The organism is Pseudomonas sp. S2_A10 (assembly GCF_054668465.1).
In genome coordinates this window covers 5,569,956-5,590,321 of sequence record NZ_CP162773.1, presented here as the reverse complement: position 1 = coordinate 5,590,321, position 20,366 = coordinate 5,569,956, and the positions used below count along the sequence as shown (strand labels likewise).

Below are 20,366 nucleotides of genomic sequence, written 5' to 3'. Positions count from 1 at the left end.
CAAGCGGGATATCTGTAGAAATGACGGATTAAGGAACCACCGGTAGCTTTAGCTTTCGAAGGAGTCCAGCAAGGCGTCAGGCAGTGGTGCATCAAAGTCATCGGAAGTTTTGTATCTGCCCTTCATTAAACCAATACGTTTTACCGGCGGTTTCTCCTCGGTTATTTCGCTTTGGCGTTGCTCAGTCAATGTGCCTGAATCATCCGACAACTCTGAAATGATATTGCGCTTCATGGTTCGTGGATCTCCATTTGATAGGTGATTCTCAAATTTAACCGCAATTACCTTCTGCGCTATATCAGCCATTGCTCACTCCTTTGAAGGCAAATTCCTGAAAAGGAGAGAGCGTTTAAGGTCAAAAAGATCGCAGCCTTAAATCCCACAAAAAACGGCACCCGAAGGTGCCGTTTCCATTTCCAGCCAGATCAGCCGAGCAATCAGCCCGCCAGACCCGCCTGTTGTACCAGCACCAGCAACGGCTGCGGGTACACACCCAGGAAGAATGCGACCAGGGCGATGGCCAGCAGCATCACGCCGCCTGCTTTCTGTTCCCAGTGCAGCTGGGCGTCGTGGCGACGCAGGTTTGGCTCGATCAGGTACAGGGTGACCATCACGCGCAGGTAGTAGAACACGCCGATGGCGCTGCCCAGTACCAGTGCGCCGACCAGCCACCACTGACGCGTTTCGACGCCGCTGGCGATGATGTAGAACTTGCCGATGAAGCCGGCGGTCAGCGGGATGCCGGCCAGGGACAGCATCATCACGGTCAGCACGGCGGTCAGGTACGGACGGCGCCAGAACAGGCCGCGGTACTCGTACAGCGCGTCGGCGTCGCGGCCGTTGTACGGCGAGGACATCAGGGTGATCACGCCGAACGCGCCGAGGCTGGTGATGACATAAGTCACCAGATAGACGCCGATGGCTTCCACCGCCAGACCCTTGCTCGCCACCAGCGCGATCAGCAGATAGCCGAAGTGCGCAATCGACGAGTAACCGAGCAGACGCTTGAGGTTGCTCTGGGTCAGGGCCAGCAGGTTACCGAACAGGATCGAGGCGACCGCGATAACGCTGAGCACATCGCTCAGCACACCACTGCTGGCAGCAGGGGAGAGCTGGAACAGACGCACCATCACCGCAAACACCGCGACCTTCGAAGCGGTGGCGAGGAACGCCGCCACCGGTGCCGGAGCACCTTCGTAGACGTCGGGCGTCCACAGGTGGAACGGTACCAGCGACAGCTTGAACGCCAGACCGATCAGCATCATGCCCAGGCCCAGTTGCGCCAGCGGGCTTGGCAGGCCGGTTGCAGCCAGGGCCTGACCGATGCCGACGAAGCTCAGCGAACCAGCGTCTGCGTAGAGCAGCGCCATACCGAACAGCAGGAACGCGGAACCGGCGGCCGACAGCACCATGTACTTGATGCCGGCTTCCAGCGAACGCTTGTTGAAGAAGGCGTAAGCCACCAGACCGTAGACCGGTACCGAGAGCAGTTCCAGACCGATGAACAACCCGGCCAGGTGCTGCGCGCTGACCAAAACCAGACCACCGGCGGCAGCCATCAGGATCAGCAGGTACAGTTCTTCGCGGTTGCCCGGGTAGCCCGAACCGCCATCACCCAGATAAGCGTGGGCGAGGGTGACGCAGGCGAGCGTGGCGACCAGGATCATCGCCATGTACAGACAGGCAAACGCGTCGATCTGCAGCAACGGGGTGACGGCCAGAGGCGCGACTTTCAACGCAGGCAGGATCGACAGCAGGGCCAGGTTCAGACCCGCCACCGAAATCAGGAAGGTCTGCGAGTGGTTGCGGCGCCAGGCGATTGCCAGCATCACCACGATAATGGTGAGGCTGGTGATCAACAGTGGCGCAAGCGCAATAAAGTGTTGAATCGTGAATTCCATAGCGCTCTTACCGGGCCGAAGCGAGTTGAGAGAAGGCGGTGCCGAGCCACTGCTGCACGCCATGCATGGTGGCGGCAGAGGTGTCGAGGAACGGTTGCGGGTAGACGCCGAGGTAAATCAGCAACACCGCCAGACCGAGCACCATGATCAGTTCGCGCGCGTCCATGCCGTGCAGCACCGCGTCGGATTTCGACGGGCCGAAGTAGGCACGGTGAATCATGATCAGCGAGTAGACCGAACCGAACACCAGACCGGAAGTGGCAATCGCCGTGACCCATGGAGCGCTGGCGAAGGAACCGATCAGGATCAGGAACTCGCCGACAAAGTTACCGGTGCCCGGCAAGCCCAGCGACGCCGCCGCGAAGAACAGGCTGATCGCCGGCAGGTAAGCGATACGCGACCACAGACCGCCCATCTCACGCATGTCACGGGTATGCAGACGCTCGTACAACTGACCGCTGAGGATAAACAGCGCCGCTGCCGACAGACCGTGCGCCAGCATCTGGATCACTGCACCTTGCAGCGCCAGTTGGCTGCCGGAGTAGATGCCGATCAACACGAAGCCCATGTGGGAAACGGAAGAGAAGGCAATCAGACGCTTGATGTCGGTTTGTGCGAACGCCAGGAACGCGCCGTAGAAGATCCCGATCAGACCGAGGGTCATGGCGATCGGCGCGAACTCCGCCGAAGCGTTCGGGAACAGCGGCAGGGCGAAACGCAGCAGACCGTACGCAGCGGTTTTCAGCAGGATACCGGCGAGGTCGACGGAACCGGCAGTCGGTGCCTGGGCGTGAGCATCAGGCAGCCAGGAGTGGAACGGTACGACGGGCAGCTTGACCGCGAAAGCGATGAAGAAACCGAGCATCAGAATGTACTCGGTGGTCATCGACATCTTGGTTTTCAACAGGTCGGCGTAGTTGAAGGTGATCACGCCGGTGTTGTTGAAGTTGACCAGCACCAGACCGAGGATCGCCACCAGCATGATCAGGCCGGACGCCTGAGTGAAGATGAAGAACTTGGTCGCTGCGTAGATCCGGGTTTTCTTGCCGTCCGAAGAACTGTGACCCCAGAGCGCGATGAGGAAGTACATCGGCACCAGCATCATTTCCCAGAAGAAGAAGAACATGAACAGGTCGAGGGCGAGGAACACGCCGACGACGCCGCCCAGGATCCACATCAGGTTCAGGTGGAAGAAGCCAACGTGACGTTGAATCTCTTTCCACGAGCAGAGTACGGAGAGGATACCCAGCAGACCGGTCAGCAGGATCATCAACAGCGACAGGCCGTCGAGGGCCAGGTGCACGTTGATGCCGAAACGCTGGATCCAGACATGCTTGAACTCAAGCGCCCAGGTCGGATCGGCGCCCGGCGCCGGTGCGAATGAATAGTCACCGTGGGCCCACAGCCAGAGGCCGAGCGCGAGTTCCAGGGTCATGGTCAACAGCGCAATCCAGCGCGGGAGGGTGGCGCCGAAGCGCTCACCCATCCAGCACAGCAGGCCGCCGATGAAGGGGATCAGGATTAGCCAAGGCAGAATCATGACGGGCTCGTTTCCTTTCGCAAATTCGCAAGGTTCATATCAGACCGCTACCAGCACGATGGCGCCGATCACCAGCACGGCACCAGCAGCCATCGAGGCGGCGTACCAACGCAGTTGACCGGTCTCGGTGCGGCTCAGGGCAGTGTGACCACCCTTGGCCATACGCGGGATCAGACCGATGGTCTGGTCGAGCGGGTCTTTGCGCAGTACATGGCTGATCGCAAGGTACGGCTTGACGAACAGTTTGTCGTAGATCCAGTCGAAGCCCCAGGCAGCGAACCACCAGGCCGAAAGGAAACGGCCGATGCCGCTGTTGGCAATTGCCGTGACGAAGCGACGCTTGCCGAGGAACAGCAGCGCTGCCAGCAGGATACCGGCCAGGGCGATGGCGCCCGAGGCGATTTCCAGACTGTGCTTGGCTTCGCCACCGGCATGGCCAACGCTTTGCGGCAGTACGCCGTGCAGCGGTGGCACGATCATCGCGCCGACGAAAGTCGACAGCACGATCAGCACCGACAATGGCAGCCAGTGGGCAATGCCGTGGCCGGCGTGGGCTTCGGTCTTGGCTTCACCGTGGAACGCGATGAAGATCAGGCGGAAGGTATACAGCGACGTCATGAACGCACCGACCAGACCTGCGTAAAGCAGACCCTGGTTACCGCTGGCGAACGCTTCCCAGAGGATTTCGTCCTTGGAGTAGAAGCCTGCGGTAACCAGTGGCAGAGCGGCCAGCGCGGCACCACCGACGATGAAGCTGGCGTAGGCCAGTGGCAGTTTCTTCCACAGACCGCCCATCTTGAAGATGTTCTGCTCGTGGTGGCAGGCAACGATCACCGCACCGGAAGCAAGGAACAGCAGGGCCTTGAAGAAGGCGTGAGTCATCAGGTGGAAGATCGCGCCTTCCCATGCGCCAACGCCCAGCGCCAGGAACATGTAGCCGATCTGGCTCATGGTCGAGTAGGCGAGGATACGTTTGATGTCGGTCTGCACCAGCGCGGCGAAACCGGCCAGTACCAGAGTCACGCCACCGACGATGCCGACGAGGTGCAGGATGTCCGGCGCCAGCGCAAACAGACCGTGGGTACGGGCAATCAGGTAGACACCGGCGGTGACCATGGTCGCGGCGTGGATCAGTGCCGAAACCGGGGTTGGGCCGGCCATCGCATCCGCGAGCCAGGTTTGCAGCGGCAGTTGCGCCGATTTGCCGACAGCACCGCCGAGCAGCATCAGGGTTGCCAGAACGATCCAGAAGTCGCCGACCTTGAAGTGCTCCGGCGCACGCACCAGCAGTTCCTGGACGTTCAACGTGCCCAGTTGCTGGAACAGGATGAACAGGCCGATGGCCATGAACACGTCGCCGATGCGGGTGACGATGAACGCCTTGAGTGCCGCGTTACCGTTGTTGCGGTTGCTGTAGTAGAAACCGATCAACAGGTACGAGCACAGGCCCACGCCTTCCCAACCGAAGTAGATGAACAGCAGGTTATCGCCGAGGATCAGGAACAGCATGCTGGCGATGAACAGGTTGGTGTACGAGAAGAAGCGCGAGTAACCGTCTTCGCCACGCATGTACCAGGACGCGAACAGGTGGATCAGGAAGCCGACGCCGACGACCACGCCGAGCATGGTCACCGACAGGCCATCCAGGTACAGCGCGAAGTTCGGCTGGAAACCTTCCACCGACATCCAGCGCCACAGCACCTGGGTGTACACGCCACCTTCCGGCGGCGCGACGTTGAATTGCCAGATCACGTAAGCGGTGACGATGGCCGACAGGCCGATCGAACCGACACCGATCAGCGCCGAGAGGTTTTCCGAGAAGCGGCCGCGCGAGAACGACAGCAACAGGAACCCGATCAGAGGGAATACGAAAGTCAGAAAGAGTAGGTTCATCCGCGCATCTCACTGGCAGCGTCGATATCGAGCGTGTGGAAGCGGCGATACAGTTGCAGCAGGATCGCCAGGCCAATACTGGCCTCGGCTGCGGCAAGGCTGATCACCAGGATGAACATGATCTGTCCATCCGGCTGCGCCCAGCGGGCGCCCGCAACGATGAAGGCCAGGGCAGAGGCGTTCATCATCACTTCCAGACTCATCAACACGAACAAAATGTTGCGGCGGACCATCAGGCCGACCAGACCAAGGCAGAACAGGATGCCGGCGACGGCCAGTCCATGTTCGAGAGGGATAGCAGGCATGTCTTACTCCTTCGCCTCGTTACGGCCCAAATGGAACGCCGTGACGGCTGCGGCGAGCAGCAGCATCGAGGCGAGTTCGACCACCAGCAGGTACGGGCCGAACAGGCTGATGCCCACGGCTTTCGCGTCTACGGTGGTGTGGCCGATGGCCTGGCCGCTCTGGTGAGCGAACAGCACATACAGCAGTTCGGCCAGCAGCAGCGCGGCGAGGATCACCGGTCCTGCCCAGATGCCGGGCTTGAGCCAGGTGCGTTCCTGCTGCACCGAGGCGGGACCCAGGTTGAGCATCATCACCACGAACACGAACAGCACCATGATGGCACCGGCGTAGGCGATCACTTCCAGCACACCGGCGAACGGCGCGCCGAGGGCGAAGAATGTCATGGCCACGGCAATCAACGAGATGATCAGGTAGAGCAGGGCGTGCACAGGGTTGGTGTTGGTGACCACACGCAGCGTGGACACCACAGCAATACCCGATGCGAAATAGAAAGCGAATTCCATCGTTCTTCCTTAAGGCAGCAAGCTCTTCACGTTGATCGGTTCGGCTTCGTTCTGCGCAGCGCCTTTCGGCTTGCCAGCGATTGCCATACCTGCAACACGATAGAAGTTGTAATCAGGGTTTTTGCCGGGGCCGGAGATCAGCAGATCTTCTTTCTCGTACACCAGGTCCTGACGTTTGAACTCGGCCATCTCGAAATCCGGGGTCAGCTGGATCGCGGTGGTCGGGCAGGCTTCCTCGCAGAGACCGCAGAAAATGCAGCGCGAGAAGTTGATCCGGAAGAAGTCCGGGTACCAGCGACCGTCTTCGGTTTCAGCTTTCTGCAGCGAGATGCAACCCACCGGGCAGGCCACGGCGCACAGGTTGCAGGCTACGCAGCGTTCTTCGCCATCGGGGTCGCGGGTCAGGACGATGCGGCCACGGTAGCGCGGCGGCAGATAGACCTGCTCTTCGGGGTATTGCAGGGTGTCGCGTTTGCGAAAGCCATGGCCGAAGACCATGACCAGGCTGCGCAACTGGGTACCGGTACCCTTAACGATGTCGCCAATATATTTGAACATGGGTCAAATCCTCACTGAACCGCAACCGCAGGCGTGTTCAACAACACAACCGCAGCGGTCACCAGCAAATTGATCAGGGTCAGTGGCAGGCAGAATTTCCAGCTGAAATCCATCACCTGGTCATAACGCGGACGCGGGATGGAAGCGCGCAGCAGGATGAACAGCATGATGAAGAACGCGGTCTTCAGTGCGAACCAGACGAAGGACAGTTGCGGCAGGATGCCGAACGGACCGTGCCAGCCACCGAAGAACAGGGTGACCAGCAGCGCCGAGATCAGGATGATGCCGATGTATTCACCGACGAAGAACATGCCCCATTTCATACCGGCGTATTCAATGTGGTAACCGTCGGCCAGTTCCTGTTCCGCTTCCGGCTGGTCGAACGGGTGACGGTGAGTCACGGCGACGCCAGCGATGAAGAAGGTACAGAAGCCGAAGAACTGCGGAATGATGAACCACAGGTTCTGCGCCTGGTATTCGACGATGTCGCGCATGTTGAACGAGCCGACCTGCACCACGATGCCCATCAGGGCCAGGCCCATGAACACTTCGTAGGACACGGTCTGCGCCGAGGCACGCAAGCTGCCGAGCAGGGCGAACTTGTTGTTGCTCGACCAGCCGGCGAACAGCACCGCATACACCGACAGACCGGCCATGGCGAAGAAGAACAGCAGGCCGATGTTCAGATCCGCCACGCCCCAGGTCGGGGTGATCGGGATGATCGCGAAGGCGATCAGCAGGGCGGACATGGCCACCACCGGTGCCAAGGTGAAGATCACCTTGTCGGCAAACGGCGGGGTCCAGTCTTCCTTGAAGAACATCTTCAGCATGTCGGCGGCGATCTGGAACATGCCGAACGGGCCAACGCGGTTCGGACCGTAACGGTCCTGCCACCAGCCCAGCAGGCGACGTTCGACAAAGCTGAGCAAGGCGCCCGCGACCACCACGGCCAGCAGGATCACGATGGCTTTGATGACCGTCAGGATCACATCGATCACTTCAGGGGTGAACCAGGTCATTGCGCTGCCTCCTGCAGACCGTCGACGGATACGCCGGCGAATGCCGGTGGAATGCCGGCGATGCCCGCAGGCAATGCCACCAGACCGGCGCCCAGTTCTTCATTGATGCGCAGCGGCAGACGCAATGTCTGGCCGGCCACGTTCAGGCTCAGCAGGGCACCGTCGTTGACGCCGAGGCGATCCGCTTCGGATTTCGCCAGAGCCACGTACGGAGCCGGAATGCGCTCTTGCACCGGCGCGGCTTTCGAAGAATTTTCTTCGCTGCCGAACAGGTGGTAGAACGGCACGGCCTGCCAGGTGCCCGGCGCCGGATTGAATGCGCGCGGCGCAGCAGCGAACCAGTTCAGCGAGTCGCCAGTGCTTTCGATCAGGCGTGTGCCCGGGTCGCCAGCGCGCAGATGACCACCGACTTCGTCCTGGAACTTGTTCCAGGCTTGTGGCGAGTTCCAGCCCGGCGACCAGGCGAATGGCACTTGTTGACGCGGTTCGGCGGAGCCCGAGTAACCTTCCATGGAGAAAGCGAACGCGGTGTCCTGGTCTTGCGGAGTGCGTGGTTCGTGAACGCTGATGTCGGCGCGCATTGCGGTGCGACCGGAGTAACGCAGCGGCTCACGGGCCAGTTTCAGACCCTTGATGCGGAAAGCAGCCGACGGTGCAGCATCAACGATGCGCGCCAGTTGCGCGGTGCTCGAGGCAACGGCAGCGGTGACGTGGTCGAGTTGCGTCCAGTCGATCGGCTGGTTCAGCAGGGTCGCGCGCAGGGCGTGCAGCCAGCGCCAGCCTTCGTGCACCAGAATGCTCGCGTCCATGTATTGCGGATCGAAAACCTGGAAGAAGCGCTGGGCGCGGCCTTCCTGGCTGACCAGCGTACCGTCGCCCTCGGCGAAGCTCGCTGCTGGCAGAACCAGGTGCGCGCGATCGGTGGTGGCGGTTTTCTGATGGTCGGCGACGATCACCACTTTCGCGGCGTTCAATGCGGCATCGACCTTGGCGTTGGCAGTGCGGGTGTACAGATCGTTTTCCAGCACGACGATCGCGTCGGCCTTGCCATCGATGACCGCTTGCAGCGCGTCGTCGACCGACTCGCCACCGAGCATGGCCAGGCCGAGGCTGTTGGCCTCCGGCACGATCAGGCTGATCGAACCGTTCTTCTCGCGCAGCTTCAGGGCTTTGGCGATGTTCGCGGCGGCTTCGATCAAGGCTTTGGAGCCCAGCGAAGTACCGGCGATGATCAGCGGACGCTTGGCGGCGAGCAGGGCATCGGCGATGCGCTGCGCCAGTTCCAGGGCTTCGGTGTCCAGACCTTCAACGGCCGGCGCGCTGGCATCCAGCGCGTGAGCCACGGCGAAACCGATGCGCGCCAGATCATCCGGAGCTGCGTGTACGCATTCTTCGGCAACGTCGTCGAGTTTGGTTTCGGCGAGGCTGGCGATAAACAGCGGGTTCAGCGCGTGCTGGCCGATGTTCTTCACCGCCGCGTCGAGCCAAGGCTGTACGCGCATGGCTTCGGCCATGTCTTCAGCCTTGCCCTTGACCGACTGACGCAGAGCCAGCGCCATACGCGCGGCGGTCTGGGTCAGGTCTTCGCCGAGGACGAAGATCGCGTCGTGGTCTTCGATGTCGCGCATGTTCGGCACTGGCAGCGGGCTGTCGTTCAGCACCTGCAGGACCAGACGAATGCGCTCCAGTTCGGAGGCTTCGATACCCGAATAGAAGTGCTCGGCACCGACCAGTTCGCGCAACGCGTAGTTGCTCTCAAGGCTGGCACGCGGCGAACCGATACCAACGATGTTGCGTCCGCGCAGCAGGTCGGCGGCTTTGTCCAGCGCAGCGTCGAGGCCGAGCTTGGTGCCGTCGGCCAGCAGCGGCTGACGTGGACGGTCGGTGCGGTTGACGTAGCCATAACCGAAACGGCCACGGTCGCAGAGGAAGTACTGGTTCACCGAACCGTTGAAACGGTTTTCGATGCGACGCAGTTCACCGTAACGCTCGCCCGGGGAGATGTTGCAACCGCTCGAGCAGCCATGGCAGATGCTCGGGGCGAACTGCATGTCCCACTTGCGGTTGTAGCGCTCGGAGTGAGTCTTGTCGGTGAACACGCCGGTCGGGCAGACCTCGGTGAGGTTGCCGGAGAACTCGCTCTCGAGGGTGCCGTCTTCAACGCGACCGAAGTACACGTTGTCGTGGGCGCCGAATACACCGAGGTCGGTACCGCCGGCGTAGTCCTTGTAGAAACGCACGCAGCGGTAGCAAGCAATGCAGCGGTTCATTTCGTGGGAAATGAACGGGCCGAGTTGCTGGTTCTGGTGGGTGCGTTTGCTGAAGCGATAACGGCGCTCGTTGTGGCCGGTCATCACTGTCATGTCTTGCAGGTGGCAGTGACCCCCTTCCTCGCACACCGGGCAGTCGTGCGGGTGGTTGGTCATCAGCCATTCGACAACACTGGCGCGGAACGCCTTGGATTCTTCATCGTCGATGGAGATCCAGGTGTTGTCGGTGGCCGGGGTCATGCAGGACATGACGATACGACCACGGGTGTCGTTCTCGTCGGTGTACTGCTTGACCGCGCACTGGCGGCAGGCCCCGACGCTACCAAGCGCGGGGTGCCAGCAGAAATATGGAATGTCGAGGCCCAGCGACAGACATGCCTGTAACAGGTTGTCTGCCCCGTCGACTTCGAGCGCTTTGCCGTCTACGTGGATAGTGGCCATGGTTCAAAGGTCTTCGTTGGCCCGGTGTCAGCGGGCGTGGCTAATGGAATCTTGTTATGCGTCCGAATCCAAACAGCCCCGGAGGGCGTCATCGGACGAAAGGCGAAGGGCACGGACCCTTCGCCTTTTTAAGCGTTTACGCGCCGACTACGATCGGCCTTGCCAGAGGCGGGACGGCGGCGCTGACAGGCGCGATACCGGCTTCGAACTCTGGACGGAAGTATTTGATCGCGCTGCCCAGCGGCTCCACGGCACCCGGTGCGTGAGCACAGAAGGTCTTGCCCGGGCCGAGGAAACCGACCAGACCCAGCAGGGTCTCGATGTCGCCCGGCTGGCCCTTGCCCTGTTCGATGGCCATCAGGAGCTTGACGCTCCATGGCAGACCATCGCGGCACGGGGTGCAGAAACCGCAGGATTCGCGAGCGAAGAACTGCTCCATGTTGCGCAGCAGCGAGACCATGTTGACGCTGTCGTCCACCGCCATCGCCAGACCGGTACCCATCCGGGTGCCGACCTTGGCGATACCGCCGGCGTACATTTGCGCGTCGAGGTGCTCCGGCAGGAGGAAACCGGTACCGGCACCCCCTGGTTGCCAGGCCTTGAGCTTGAAGCCGTCGCGCATGCCGCCGGCGTAATCTTCGAACAGTTCACGACCGGTGACGCCGAATGGCAGTTCCCACAGGCCCGGGTTCTTGACCTTGCCGGAGAAGCCCATGAGCTTGGTGCCCATGTCTTCGGAACCTTCGCGGGCCAACGATTTGTACCAGTCAACGCCGTCGGCAATGATCGCCGGCACGTTGCACAGGGTTTCGACGTTGTTCACACAGGTCGGCTTGCCCCACACGCCGACGGCGGCAGGGAAGGGCGGCTTGGAGCGCGGGTTGGCGCGGCGGCCTTCGAGGGAGTTGATCAGTGCGGTTTCTTCACCGCAGATGTAACGCCCGGCGCCGGTGTGGACGAACAGCTCGAAATCGAAACCCGAACCGAGAATGTTCTTGCCCAGCAGGCCGGCCGCCTTGGCTTCTTCCACGGCACGGTTGAGGTGCTTGGCGGCGGTGGTGTATTCGCCGCGCAGGAAGATGTAGCCACGGTAGGTTTTCAGCGCGCGGGCACTGATCAGCATGCCTTCGATCAGCAGATGGGGCAGTTGCTCCATCAGCATGCGGTCTTTCCAGGTGTTCGGCTCCATTTCATCCGCGTTGCACAGCAGGTAGCGGATGTTGATGGATTCGTCCTTGGGCATCAGGCCCCACTTCACACCAGTGGGGAAGCCGGCACCGCCGCGGCCTTTGAGACCGGCGTCTTTGACGGTCTGGACGATGGCGTCCTGATCCATCTCGGCGAAGGCTTTGCGCGCAGCGGCGTAACCGTTCTTGGCCTGGTACTCGTCGAGCCACACGGCTTCGCCGTCATCACGCAGACGCCAGGTCAGCGGGTGTGTCTCGGCCGAACGCTGGATGCGGTTGGCTGGACCAAAAGATGTCAGGGTCATACGTAGCCCTCGAGCAGTTTGGCCACGCCAGCAGGCTGCACGTCGCCAAAGGTGTCGTCGTCGATCATCAGCGCCGGTGCCTTGTCGCAGTTGCCGAGGCAGCAAACAGGCAGCAGGGTGAAACGACCGTCGGCGGTGGTCTGACCCAGGCCGATGCCCAGATTGTTCTGGATTTCGCTGACCACCGACTCGTGGCCGCCGATGTAGCAGACCATGCTGTCGCAGACGCGAATGATGTGGCGGCCGACCGGCTGACGGAAGATCTGGCTGTAGAACGTCGCCACGCCTTCAACGTCGCTGGCCGGGATGCCGAGGATCTCGCCGATCGCGTAGAGGGCGCCATCCGGCACCCAGCCGCGTTCTTTCTGGACGATCTTCAGGGCTTCGATCGACGCCGCGCGCGGGTCTTCGTAGTGATGCAGCTCGTGCTCGATGGCCGAGCGCTCGGTTTCACTCAAGGTGAAACGGTCTGTCTGGATAAGCGTGCTGTTCATGCTTAGCGGTCCACGTCGGCCATAACGAAGTCGATACTACCCAGGTACGCAATCAAGTCCGCGACCATGCTGCCTTTGATCACCGAAGGGATCTGCTGCAGGTGCGGGAAGCTCGGAGTACGGATCCGGGTACGGTAGCTCATGGTGCCGCCGTCGCTCGTCAGGTAATAACTGTTGATGCCCTTGGTCGCTTCGATCATCTGGAAGGATTCGTTGGCCGGCATGACCGGGCCCCACGAAACCTGCAGGAAGTGCGTGATCAGGGTTTCGATGTGCTGCAGCGTGCGCTCTTTCGGCGGCGGCGTGGTCAGCGGGTGATCCGCCTTGTACGGGCCTTCCGGCATGTTGCGCATGCATTGATCGATGATCTTGATGCTCTGGCGCATCTCTTCGACGCGGACCATGCAGCGGTCATAGGCATCGCCGTTGACGGCCAGTGGCACTTCGAATTCGAAGTTCTCGTAGCCCGAGTACGGACGCGCTTTGCGCAGGTCGAAATCGCAACCGGTCGAACGCAGGCCGGCACCGGTGACGCCCCATTCCAGGGCCTCTTTGGTGTTGTAGGCAGCGACGCCGACAGTACGCCCCTTGAGGATGCTGTTCTGCAGGGCGGCCTTGGTGTATTCGTCCAGACGCTTGGGCATCCACTCGACGAAATCCTTGACCAGTTTTTCCCAGCCGCGCGGCAGGTCGTGGGCGACGCCACCGATGCGGTACCAGGCCGGGTGCAGACGGAAACCGGTGATCGCCTCGATCACCGTGTACGCCTTCTGGCGGTCGGTGAAAGTGAAGAACACCGGGGTCATGGCGCCGACGTCCTGGATGTAGGTACCGAGGAACAGCAGGTGGCTGGTGATCCGGAAGAATTCGGCCATCATGATGCGGATGACATCGACCTTCTGCGGCACTTTGATGCCGGCGAGCTTCTCGACCGAGAGCACGTACGGCAGGTTGTTCATCACGCCGCCGAGGTAGTCGATACGGTCGGTGTACGGAATGTAGCTGTGCCAGGACTGACGCTCGCCCATCTTCTCGGCGCCACGGTGGTGGTATCCGATGTCCGGGACGCAGTCGACGATCTCTTCACCGTCCAGCTGCAGGATGATGCGGAACGCACCGTGCGCCGAAGGGTGGTTCGGGCCGAGGTTGAGGAACATGTAGTCCTCGTTGGCACCGGAACGCTTCATGCCCCAGTCTTCCGGACGGAAACGCGCGGCTTCTTCCTCGAGCTGCTGCTTGGCGAGGTTGAGGCTGAACGGATCGAATTCGGTGGCGCGCGCCGGGAAGTCCTTGCGCAGCGGGTGACCTTCCCAGGTCGGCGGCATCATGATGCGCGACAGGTGCGGGTGGCCTTTGAAGTCGATGCCGAACATGTCCCAGACTTCGCGCTCGTACCAGTTGGCGTTGGGCCAGATGCTGGTGACGGAAGGCATGCTGAGGTCGCCTTCGGACAAGGCCACCTTGATCATCACGTCACTATTACGCTCCAGCGACATGAGGTGATAGAACACGGTGAAATCGGCGCCGGTCGGCAGCCCTTGACGCTTGGTGCGCAGACGCTCGTCCACGCCGTGCAGGTCATAGAGCATGACGTACGGCTTGGGCAGGTTGCGCAGGAAAGTCAGGACTTCAACCAGTCTGGCACGGGCCACCCACAGCACCGGCATGCCGGTGCGGGTTGCCTGCGCGGTGAACGCTTCGGCGCCAAAACGGTTGTTCAGTTCGACGACCACATCCTGGTCGTCTGCCTTGTAAGGCGGGATGTACAGAGCACTGCCTGTAGTCATGGTTATTTTTTCGCTTTCGGTCAACGTAAAGAATGAAGCCAGCTTCTCGTTACTTGGAACAGAACTGGATCAGACTTCGTCAGGGCTGCGCAGATTGGTGACTGCGATTCGCTGTTCGCGGCGCTGTTCCTTCTGCGATGGCATGTCGGCGCGATACACGCCTTGATCACCAACGACCCAGGAAAGCGGACGACGCTCCTGTCCAATCGATTCCTGCAACAGCATCAAGCCTTGCAGAAATGCTTCCGGACGGGGCGGGCAGCCAGGTACGTAGACGTCCACGGGCAAGAACTTGTCCACCCCTTGAACCACGGAGTAGATGTCGTACATGCCGCCGGAGTTGGCGCACGAACCCATGGAGATAACCCATTTCGGTTCGAGCATTTGCTCGTAGAGACGCTGAATGATCGGCGCCATCTTGATGAAGCAGGTACCGGCGATAACCATGAAGTCGGCCTGACGCGGCGAGGCCCGGATGACTTCGGCGCCAAAGCGCGCGATGTCGTGGGGCGCCGTGAAGGCGGTGGTCATTTCCACGTAGCAGCACGACAGGCCGAAGTTGTACGGCCACAGGGAGTTCTTACGTCCCCAGTTGACCGCGCCACTCAGCACGTCTTCCAGCTTGCCCATGAAAATGTTTTTGTGAACTTGATCTTCTAACGGATCGGCAACGGTTTCCCGCTGGCCAATCGGATACTGCTCGTTAGGAGCATCGGGGTCGATCCTGGTGAGATTGTATTGCATTGCCAAAGCCTCATTGTTTCAGCTTCGCCTGCCGCTTGCGACGAGCTTCCGGAGCCCAGTCAAGGGCGCCCACTCGGAACAGGTAGACAAGACCTGCCAACAGAATTGCTATGAAAACGAGAGCTTCGACGAATCCGGTCCAGCCGCTTTCGCGGACGGACACAGACCATGCAAAGAGAAAGAGGGCTTCGATATCGAAGATCACGAACAGCATCGCGACCAGATAGAATTTGGCTGAGAGCCGCAAGCGGGCGCCACCGGTAGGTAGCATGCCCGACTCGAACGGTTCGTTTTTGCTGCGACCCCAGGCTTTTGACCCGAGGAGGCTGGAGACGCCAAGCATGAAGGCACACAGGCCGACGACACCCAGAAGGAAAATGGCAAAGCCCCAGTTGTGGGCCATGAGTCCTGTCGCTTCGGGCATGCTGGTAATCCTTAACAGAGAGCAAAGGTCTCTGAGCTTGATAAGAAATAAGGCAGTGACGATATGTCGCAGCAATCAATCGGGCTGATTTTATGGCTAAACACCCGGCAAGTAAAATTCCAAAGGCGAAATTATTTACCGGATTAAGGACATAGCGTCTCCTGAAGGCGCTGCGGCCCATGCGTTGCGGGCATTAGCCGGGTTTCCGTCAATTATGTTTTGTAGGCTTTGTAACGAACATAGTTGCTGCTAAATGATAATTGATATCGTTTGGCGTGGTTTTGTAACTGTTTAACGAGTGAGTGGCTGGGAAGTTGTCTTACTTGCGCGTTACTGCAAGTAGCGAAGCCTACCGTTTTAGCGGAAATTTCTGACGCTTGTACCGGTTCAGATCAATGTTTCGTCTCGCGGCTGACGGTAGCCCTGTGGGAGCGAGCCTGCTCGCGAAAGCGGTGGATCAGCCTCCAGATGTGCAAGCTGACTTATCGCCTTCGCGAGCAGGCTCGCTCCCACAGGGGATTTGTAGTGTCTTTGAGATTCCAACAGGCAAAAAAACGCCCCGATCCAGTCGGGGCGTCAGTCTTGCGGCTCTGCGGTTAGCTTTTTATTCGATCCGCAAAGGCCGTTTGCTCAGGTGAAGCCGAATCAGTGGAACTGTTCTTCTTCGGTCGAACCGGTCAGCGCGGTCACCGAGGACGAGCCGCCCTGGATCACGGTGGTCATGTCGTCGAAGTAGCCAGTGCCCACTTCCTGCTGGTGCGCAACGAAGGTGTAACCCTTGGCGGCGTCAGCGAATTCCTGCTCTTGCAGCTTCACGTAGGCGGTCATGTCGTTGCGGGCGTAGTCGTGCGCCAGGTTGAACATGCTGTGCCACATGTTGTGAATGCCGGCCAGGGTGATGAACTGGTGCTTGTAGCCCATGGCGGACAGTTCGCGCTGGAACTTGGCGATGGTCGCGTCGTCCAGGTTCTTCTTCCAGTTGAAGGAAGGCGAGCAGTTGTACGACAGCAGCTGGTCCGGGTATTCCTTTTTGATCGCTTCAGCGAAGCGACGGGCTTCTTCCAGATCCGGCTTGGCGGTTTCGCACCAGATCAGGTCGGCGTACGGTGCGTAAGCCAGGCCACGGGCGATCGCTTGATCCAGGCCGGCACGTACCTTGTAGAAACCTTCCTGAGTACGCTCGCCGGTCACGAATGGCTGATCGTACGGGTCGCAGTCGGAAGTCAGCAGGTCAGCCGCGTTGGCGTCGGTGCGGGCCAGAATGATGGTCGGCGTGCCGGCAACGTCAGCTGCCAGACGGGCAGCGGTCAGCTTCTGTACGGCTTCCTGGGTTGGCACCAGAACCTTGCCGCCCATGTGGCCGCATTTCTTCACCGAAGCCAGTTGGTCTTCGAAGTGAACGCCGGCGGCGCCTGCTTCGATCATGCTCTTCATCAGCTCGTAGGCGTTGAGTACGCCGCCGAAGCCTGCTTCAGCGTCGGCCACGATTGGCGCGAAGTAGTCGATGTAGCCGTCATCGCCCGGGTTCTTGCCGGCTTTCCACTGGATCTGGTCAGCACGACGGAACGAGTTGTTGATGCGCTTGACCACGGTCGGTACCGAGTCAACCGGGTACAGTGACTGATCCGGGTACATCGATTCGGCGGAGTTGTTGTCCGCAGCCACCTGCCAGCCGGACAGGTAGATCGCCTGGATACCGGCCTTGACCTGCTGAACAGCCTGGCCGCCGGTCAGGGCGCCCATGCAGTTGACGAAATCTTTCTCTGGACGGAAGGACGGCTTGGCACCCTGGGTAACCAGGTTCCACAGCTTCTCGGCGCCCATCTTCGCGAAGGTGTGCTCAGGCTGAACCGAGCCACGCAGGCGGACCACGTCGGCAGCGGAGTAAGTGCGAGTCACGCCTTTCCAGCGCGGGTTCTCGGCCCAGTCTTTTTCGAGGGCTGCAATTTGCTGTTCGCGTGTCAGTGCCATGGAGATAAACCTCGTCGCGTCTTTTATGAAAAGTTGTTCTGCGGTGGAAAATTCCTGCGCTCGCTGACCAGAAGCTTAGGTGGTCAAGTCGGATTCGGCGGGGTAGGCGACGGGATGAACGATGGGCTCGAGGGGAAGTGAGCAGGTAGTGGCGCGGTGCGGGCGCATTCCGGCGTCGTGGGCCTTTATACGGTCTGCAGCGTGAAGCCGGGTTACCTAAATACGCTTCCGTCCCTCGGGACAACTTCGTTCCAGTCGGCAACCTCGTCAAACACACCTTGTGGGCGGTACAGACACGAAACGGTTCGCGGGATAGGTGCGAAAGGCGCTTCGAAGGCCCTTGCCAGGGCCTCTGATTAGCGGGAGCGAGGCCATCATGCCTTCGCTTTTTGGCCTCGTCAAACGTTTTGTAGTGCTTTTTTTAAGGCACTACATCTTTCGTCTAATACGACTAATCAGTCAGTTTTCGGTGCTTTAGTCCAGTGTGTCGACTTTCACCCGCAAGGTCATGTCATCCCGGCCTTGAGTCGAGTAGCTGCGGGTCAGCCCCTGTTTGTCGGCCTGAGTCTGGCTGTTGACGCCCGCCAGGGTGATCCATTCGCCGAGGCGTCCGGTGACGGTTGTGTCGGTGCTTTGCACGTTCACTACATCGGGACGTTCCTGGCTCATGCGGTCACGGTTGGTACTGATCGCCAGATGAACGGTCTCGCCGGTGACGCTGGCGGTGACGTAGAAACCCTGGGTGACGTTGCGGTATTGGGTCTCGCTGCTGTAACCGCCGTAGGAATCGCTCTGGGTGTTGGTGATCGGCACGCTTTGGCCAACCTGAATCAGCGCCGGAGTGCCTTCACTGGTCTGCACTTGCTGAACGCCGCCGTTGCGGCTGGTGGTGCTGCGGCTGATGATCCGGGTCTGGTTCGGCTGGGCGCCGTTGACCGAATAACCTTCGTCGCCGCGGCCATTGTTTTCGTTGGTGTCGACGGTGATCAGCAAGCGCTTCGGTGCGGTATCGAGTTGCGCCAGCAGATCTTTCAGTTCCTGTATCTTGCCCGGCTCGGCTTTGACGATCAGCTGATTGCCGTAAGCGCTGACCTGGCCGTCCTGGCCGATGAAATCCTGCGCCACTGGCAACATATCAGCGCTGGTGTGGTATTTGAGGGGGACGATTTCTGTGGCTGCCAGCACCGAAAAACTGCAGCCGAGCAGCAGGGTGGTGAGCAGGGTGCGTAGGGACATGTCCGTTATCTCCGCGTTCGAAAGGCTTGATATTGCCAGTTTGTCGGCCCGGGGTGGGGCAAGTTGAATCGTAGACAGCAAAACGCCCCGGCATCCGAAAATGGCGGGGCGTTTTGTGGTGCGCTGGCGGCCTTTTGTGGTGAGGGGATCTAGAGGTTTCGGCATCAGGCCGAATGCCGAACCATGTCGACATGCGGAATCCCGGCCTCAAGAAACTCCTCGCTGACCAGGCTGAAACCCAAACGCTCGTAGAACGCCGTGGCTTGCACCTGAGCGCTGAGCTTCTGTTGCTTCAGTCCGCGCGCTTCGGCTTCGGCGATGACCGCTTGCATCAGCGCGTCGCCGACCTTCATTCCGCGCCAGTCTTTGAGTACCGAAACCCGGCCGATGTGGCCGTCGGGCAACAGCCGCGCAGTGCCGATCGGGAAGTCGCCTTCGAACGCCAGAAAATGCACGGCGGTCGCGTCATCGGCGTCCCACTCAAGCTCGGGTGGCACCGATTGTTCGGCGATGAACACCGTTTCACGAATGCGCCGGATCTCGGCGATATCCTTCTGCCAGTCTGCGACACGAACGCGAATTTTATTCATCGGCGAACCCCAGGCTTCCTTGCTTGACCAGTTCGCAGAGCAGGCTGCGGCCGTCTTCGTCGCTCAGCCACTCGCCTAGGTTGTCGGCGTGCAGGGCGTCAGCCGCGCAGATCAGCTTCAGCAGTTCGCGCAGCTTGCCCGGCAGGTAACGGCTCTGGCCACTGGCGAACAGCAGCAGATCGTCATCGACTTCCGACCAGGCCAGGCGCGCGCTCGGGTTGCGGATCAGCACGGCGCCATCCTGCAGGGCGGCGAGGAAGTCCTCTTCTTCGACGTCTTCCGGGCCGACCACCAGTTCCGGGTAGCGCGGCTCGGTCATGTACTGGCCGAACCAGGTCAGCAGCAGGCGCTCATCGCTCATGTGTTCGGCGAGCAGGCTTTTCAGGCGATCCAGTGCATCGTGTTGAATCTGGTGCGGATCGACTGCCGGCTTGGCGTCGGCATCGGTGTAGCGCTCTTCGTCGGTCAGGAACTGGCTGAGGAAGTCGGTGAAGTGGGTCAGCACTTCAGCAGCGCTCGGCGCACGGAAGCCGACCGAGTAGGTCATGCAATTGTCGACCGCAACGCCGCAATGGGCCAGACGCGGCGGCAGGTAGAGCATGTCGCCTGGCTCCAGCACCCATTCTTCGGTCTCGTGGAATTCAGCGAGGATGCGCAGGTCAGCGTGCTGCAGGAGCGGGCTCTCGGAATCGCACATCTGGCCGATTTTCCAGTTGCGCTTGCCATGGCCCTGCAGCAGGAACACATCGTAGTTGTCGAAATGCGGGCCGACGCTGCCACCCGGTGCGGCAAAGCTGATCATCACGTCATCGACGCGCCAGCTCGGCAGGAAGCGGAAGTTTTCCAGCAGTTCGCTGACTTCCGGCACGAACTGATCAACCGCTTGCACCAGCAGGGTCCACTCTTTTTCTGGCAATTTGCTGAACTCGTCTTCGGCGAACGGGCCGCGACGCAGTTCCCATGGACGCTCGCCATGTTCGATCACCAGGCGCGATTCGACTTCTTCTTCCAGGGCCAGGCCGGCCAGTTCGTCGGCGTCGATCGGGCTTTCGAAGTCAGGAATCGCCTGACGGATCAGCAGCGGTTTTTTCTGCCAGTAGTCACGCAGGAATTCGCGTGCTGTGAGGCCGCCCAGAAGTTGAAGAGGAATATCGGAATTCATATGTAACCTATTGAAAAAAAGCACTTTTCAGACGG

General features: G+C 60.5%; 18 protein-coding genes. All 18 read right to left on the bottom strand.

Annotation, left to right across the window (positions count from 1 at the left end; all coding sequences use genetic code 11):
• Positions 1-48: 48 nt before the first annotated feature.
• On the bottom strand, positions 49-306 hold the full coding sequence (locus tag AB4N41_RS25035; RefSeq protein WP_236168571.1) for a hypothetical protein: 258 nt from the start codon (positions 304-306) through the stop codon (positions 49-51).
• 131 nt (positions 307-437) lie between these two features.
• A complete protein-coding gene (gene nuoN / locus AB4N41_RS25030) occupies positions 438-1,901 on the bottom strand; it encodes an NADH-quinone oxidoreductase subunit NuoN (protein WP_024013420.1) in 1,464 nt (487 codons plus the stop codon).
• Between the two features lie 7 nt (positions 1,902-1,908).
• Positions 1,909-3,441 carry an NADH-quinone oxidoreductase subunit M gene (gene nuoM, locus AB4N41_RS25025; protein ID WP_016775285.1) on the bottom strand — a complete coding sequence of 511 codons (1,533 nt, stop codon included), beginning with the start codon at positions 3,439-3,441 and terminating at the stop codon, positions 1,909-1,911.
• A 39-nt stretch (positions 3,442-3,480) separates the two neighbouring features.
• Entirely contained in the window at positions 3,481-5,334 is a 1,854-nt protein-coding gene (nuoL, locus tag AB4N41_RS25020; protein ID WP_024013419.1) for an NADH-quinone oxidoreductase subunit L, read from the bottom strand.
• Entirely contained in the window at positions 5,331-5,639 is a 309-nt protein-coding gene (nuoK, locus tag AB4N41_RS25015; RefSeq protein ID WP_003180046.1) for an NADH-quinone oxidoreductase subunit NuoK, read from the bottom strand. Before nuoK ends, nuoL begins: the two co-directional genes overlap by 4 nt.
• 3 nt (positions 5,640-5,642) lie before the next feature.
• Positions 5,643-6,143 (bottom strand): NADH-quinone oxidoreductase subunit J, encoded by a 501-nt coding sequence (gene nuoJ / locus AB4N41_RS25010; RefSeq protein WP_007951462.1) that lies wholly within the window; start codon positions 6,141-6,143, stop codon positions 5,643-5,645.
• A gap of 9 nt (positions 6,144-6,152) precedes the next feature.
• Positions 6,153-6,701 carry an NADH-quinone oxidoreductase subunit NuoI gene (nuoI, locus tag AB4N41_RS25005; RefSeq protein ID WP_016775283.1) on the bottom strand — a complete coding sequence of 183 codons (549 nt, stop codon included), beginning with the start codon at positions 6,699-6,701 and terminating at the stop codon, positions 6,153-6,155.
• Between the two features lie 11 nt (positions 6,702-6,712).
• Positions 6,713-7,720, bottom strand: coding sequence for an NADH-quinone oxidoreductase subunit NuoH (gene nuoH, locus AB4N41_RS25000; protein ID WP_039763316.1), 1,008 nt, complete (start codon positions 7,718-7,720; stop codon positions 6,713-6,715).
• Positions 7,717-10,431 carry an NADH-quinone oxidoreductase subunit NuoG gene (gene nuoG / locus AB4N41_RS24995; RefSeq protein WP_095182067.1) on the bottom strand — a complete coding sequence of 905 codons (2,715 nt, stop codon included), beginning with the start codon at positions 10,429-10,431 and terminating at the stop codon, positions 7,717-7,719. The genes nuoH and nuoG overlap by 4 nt, the downstream gene beginning before the upstream one ends.
• A 136-nt stretch (positions 10,432-10,567) precedes the next feature.
• Complete coding sequence (gene nuoF, locus AB4N41_RS24990; RefSeq protein ID WP_024013417.1) at positions 10,568-11,923, bottom strand: NADH-quinone oxidoreductase subunit NuoF; 1,356 nt, start codon at positions 11,921-11,923, stop codon at positions 10,568-10,570.
• Positions 11,920-12,417 (bottom strand): NADH-quinone oxidoreductase subunit NuoE, encoded by a 498-nt coding sequence (gene nuoE, locus AB4N41_RS24985; RefSeq protein WP_003223804.1) that lies wholly within the window; start codon positions 12,415-12,417, stop codon positions 11,920-11,922. The genes nuoF and nuoE overlap by 4 nt, the downstream gene beginning before the upstream one ends.
• Before the next feature lie 2 nt (positions 12,418-12,419).
• On the bottom strand, positions 12,420-14,204 hold the full coding sequence (nuoC, locus tag AB4N41_RS24980; protein WP_056788887.1) for an NADH-quinone oxidoreductase subunit C/D: 1,785 nt from the start codon (positions 14,202-14,204) through the stop codon (positions 12,420-12,422).
• A 69-nt stretch (positions 14,205-14,273) separates the two neighbouring features.
• Positions 14,274-14,948 carry a NuoB/complex I 20 kDa subunit family protein gene (locus AB4N41_RS24975; RefSeq protein ID WP_016775278.1) on the bottom strand — a complete coding sequence of 225 codons (675 nt, stop codon included), beginning with the start codon at positions 14,946-14,948 and terminating at the stop codon, positions 14,274-14,276.
• A 10-nt stretch (positions 14,949-14,958) separates the two neighbouring features.
• Positions 14,959-15,372, bottom strand: coding sequence for an NADH-quinone oxidoreductase subunit A (locus AB4N41_RS24970; protein WP_003223812.1), 414 nt, complete (start codon positions 15,370-15,372; stop codon positions 14,959-14,961).
• Between the two features lie 645 nt (positions 15,373-16,017).
• Positions 16,018-17,343: an isocitrate lyase gene (gene aceA / locus AB4N41_RS24965; protein WP_016775277.1), complete on the bottom strand. Its 1,326-nt coding sequence runs from the start codon at positions 17,341-17,343 to the stop codon at positions 16,018-16,020.
• 474 nt (positions 17,344-17,817) lie between these two features.
• Positions 17,818-18,579, bottom strand: coding sequence for a secretin N-terminal domain-containing protein (locus AB4N41_RS24960; RefSeq protein WP_024013416.1), 762 nt, complete (start codon positions 18,577-18,579; stop codon positions 17,818-17,820).
• A gap of 164 nt (positions 18,580-18,743) precedes the next feature.
• Positions 18,744-19,169, bottom strand: a complete 426-nt coding sequence (locus tag AB4N41_RS24955; protein ID WP_016775275.1) for a GNAT family N-acetyltransferase — start codon at positions 19,167-19,169, stop codon at positions 18,744-18,746.
• Positions 19,162-20,331 (bottom strand): ribosomal protein uL16 3-hydroxylase, encoded by a 1,170-nt coding sequence (locus tag AB4N41_RS24950; protein ID WP_016775274.1) that lies wholly within the window; start codon positions 20,329-20,331, stop codon positions 19,162-19,164. Before AB4N41_RS24950 ends, AB4N41_RS24955 begins: the two co-directional genes overlap by 8 nt.
• Positions 20,332-20,366 lie beyond the last annotated feature (35 nt).

What these genes read in the sequence shown, in the direction of transcription:
- AB4N41_RS25035 (WP_236168571.1), bottom strand. Translation starts at nt 306, where the DNA reads ATGGCTGATATAGCGCAGAAGGTAATTGCGGTTAAATTTGAGAATCAC.
- nuoN (WP_024013420.1), bottom strand. Translation starts at nt 1,901, where the DNA reads ATGGAATTCACGATTCAACACTTTATTGCGCTTGCGCCACTGTTGATC.
- nuoM (WP_016775285.1), bottom strand. Translation starts at nt 3,441, where the DNA reads ATGATTCTGCCTTGGCTAATCCTGATCCCCTTCATCGGCGGCCTGCTG.
- nuoL (WP_024013419.1), bottom strand. Translation starts at nt 5,334, where the DNA reads ATGAACCTACTCTTTCTGACTTTCGTATTCCCTCTGATCGGGTTCCTG.
- nuoK (WP_003180046.1), bottom strand. Translation starts at nt 5,639, where the DNA reads ATGCCTGCTATCCCTCTCGAACATGGACTGGCCGTCGCCGGCATCCTG.
- nuoJ (WP_007951462.1), bottom strand. Translation starts at nt 6,143, where the DNA reads ATGGAATTCGCTTTCTATTTCGCATCGGGTATTGCTGTGGTGTCCACG.
- nuoI (WP_016775283.1), bottom strand. Translation starts at nt 6,701, where the DNA reads ATGTTCAAATATATTGGCGACATCGTTAAGGGTACCGGTACCCAGTTG.
- nuoH (WP_039763316.1), bottom strand. Translation starts at nt 7,720, where the DNA reads ATGACCTGGTTCACCCCTGAAGTGATCGATGTGATCCTGACGGTCATC.
- nuoG (WP_095182067.1), bottom strand. Translation starts at nt 10,431, where the DNA reads ATGGCCACTATCCACGTAGACGGCAAAGCGCTCGAAGTCGACGGGGCA.
- nuoF (WP_024013417.1), bottom strand. Translation starts at nt 11,923, where the DNA reads ATGACCCTGACATCTTTTGGTCCAGCCAACCGCATCCAGCGTTCGGCC.
- nuoE (WP_003223804.1), bottom strand. Translation starts at nt 12,417, where the DNA reads ATGAACAGCACGCTTATCCAGACAGACCGTTTCACCTTGAGTGAAACC.
- nuoC (WP_056788887.1), bottom strand. Translation starts at nt 14,204, where the DNA reads ATGACTACAGGCAGTGCTCTGTACATCCCGCCTTACAAGGCAGACGAC.
- AB4N41_RS24975 (WP_016775278.1), bottom strand. Translation starts at nt 14,948, where the DNA reads ATGCAATACAATCTCACCAGGATCGACCCCGATGCTCCTAACGAGCAG.
- AB4N41_RS24970 (WP_003223812.1), bottom strand. Translation starts at nt 15,372, where the DNA reads ATGCCCGAAGCGACAGGACTCATGGCCCACAACTGGGGCTTTGCCATT.
- aceA (WP_016775277.1), bottom strand. Translation starts at nt 17,343, where the DNA reads ATGGCACTGACACGCGAACAGCAAATTGCAGCCCTCGAAAAAGACTGG.
- AB4N41_RS24960 (WP_024013416.1), bottom strand. Translation starts at nt 18,579, where the DNA reads ATGTCCCTACGCACCCTGCTCACCACCCTGCTGCTCGGCTGCAGTTTT.
- AB4N41_RS24955 (WP_016775275.1), bottom strand. Translation starts at nt 19,169, where the DNA reads ATGAATAAAATTCGCGTTCGTGTCGCAGACTGGCAGAAGGATATCGCC.
- AB4N41_RS24950 (WP_016775274.1), bottom strand. Translation starts at nt 20,331, where the DNA reads ATGAATTCCGATATTCCTCTTCAACTTCTGGGCGGCCTCACAGCACGC.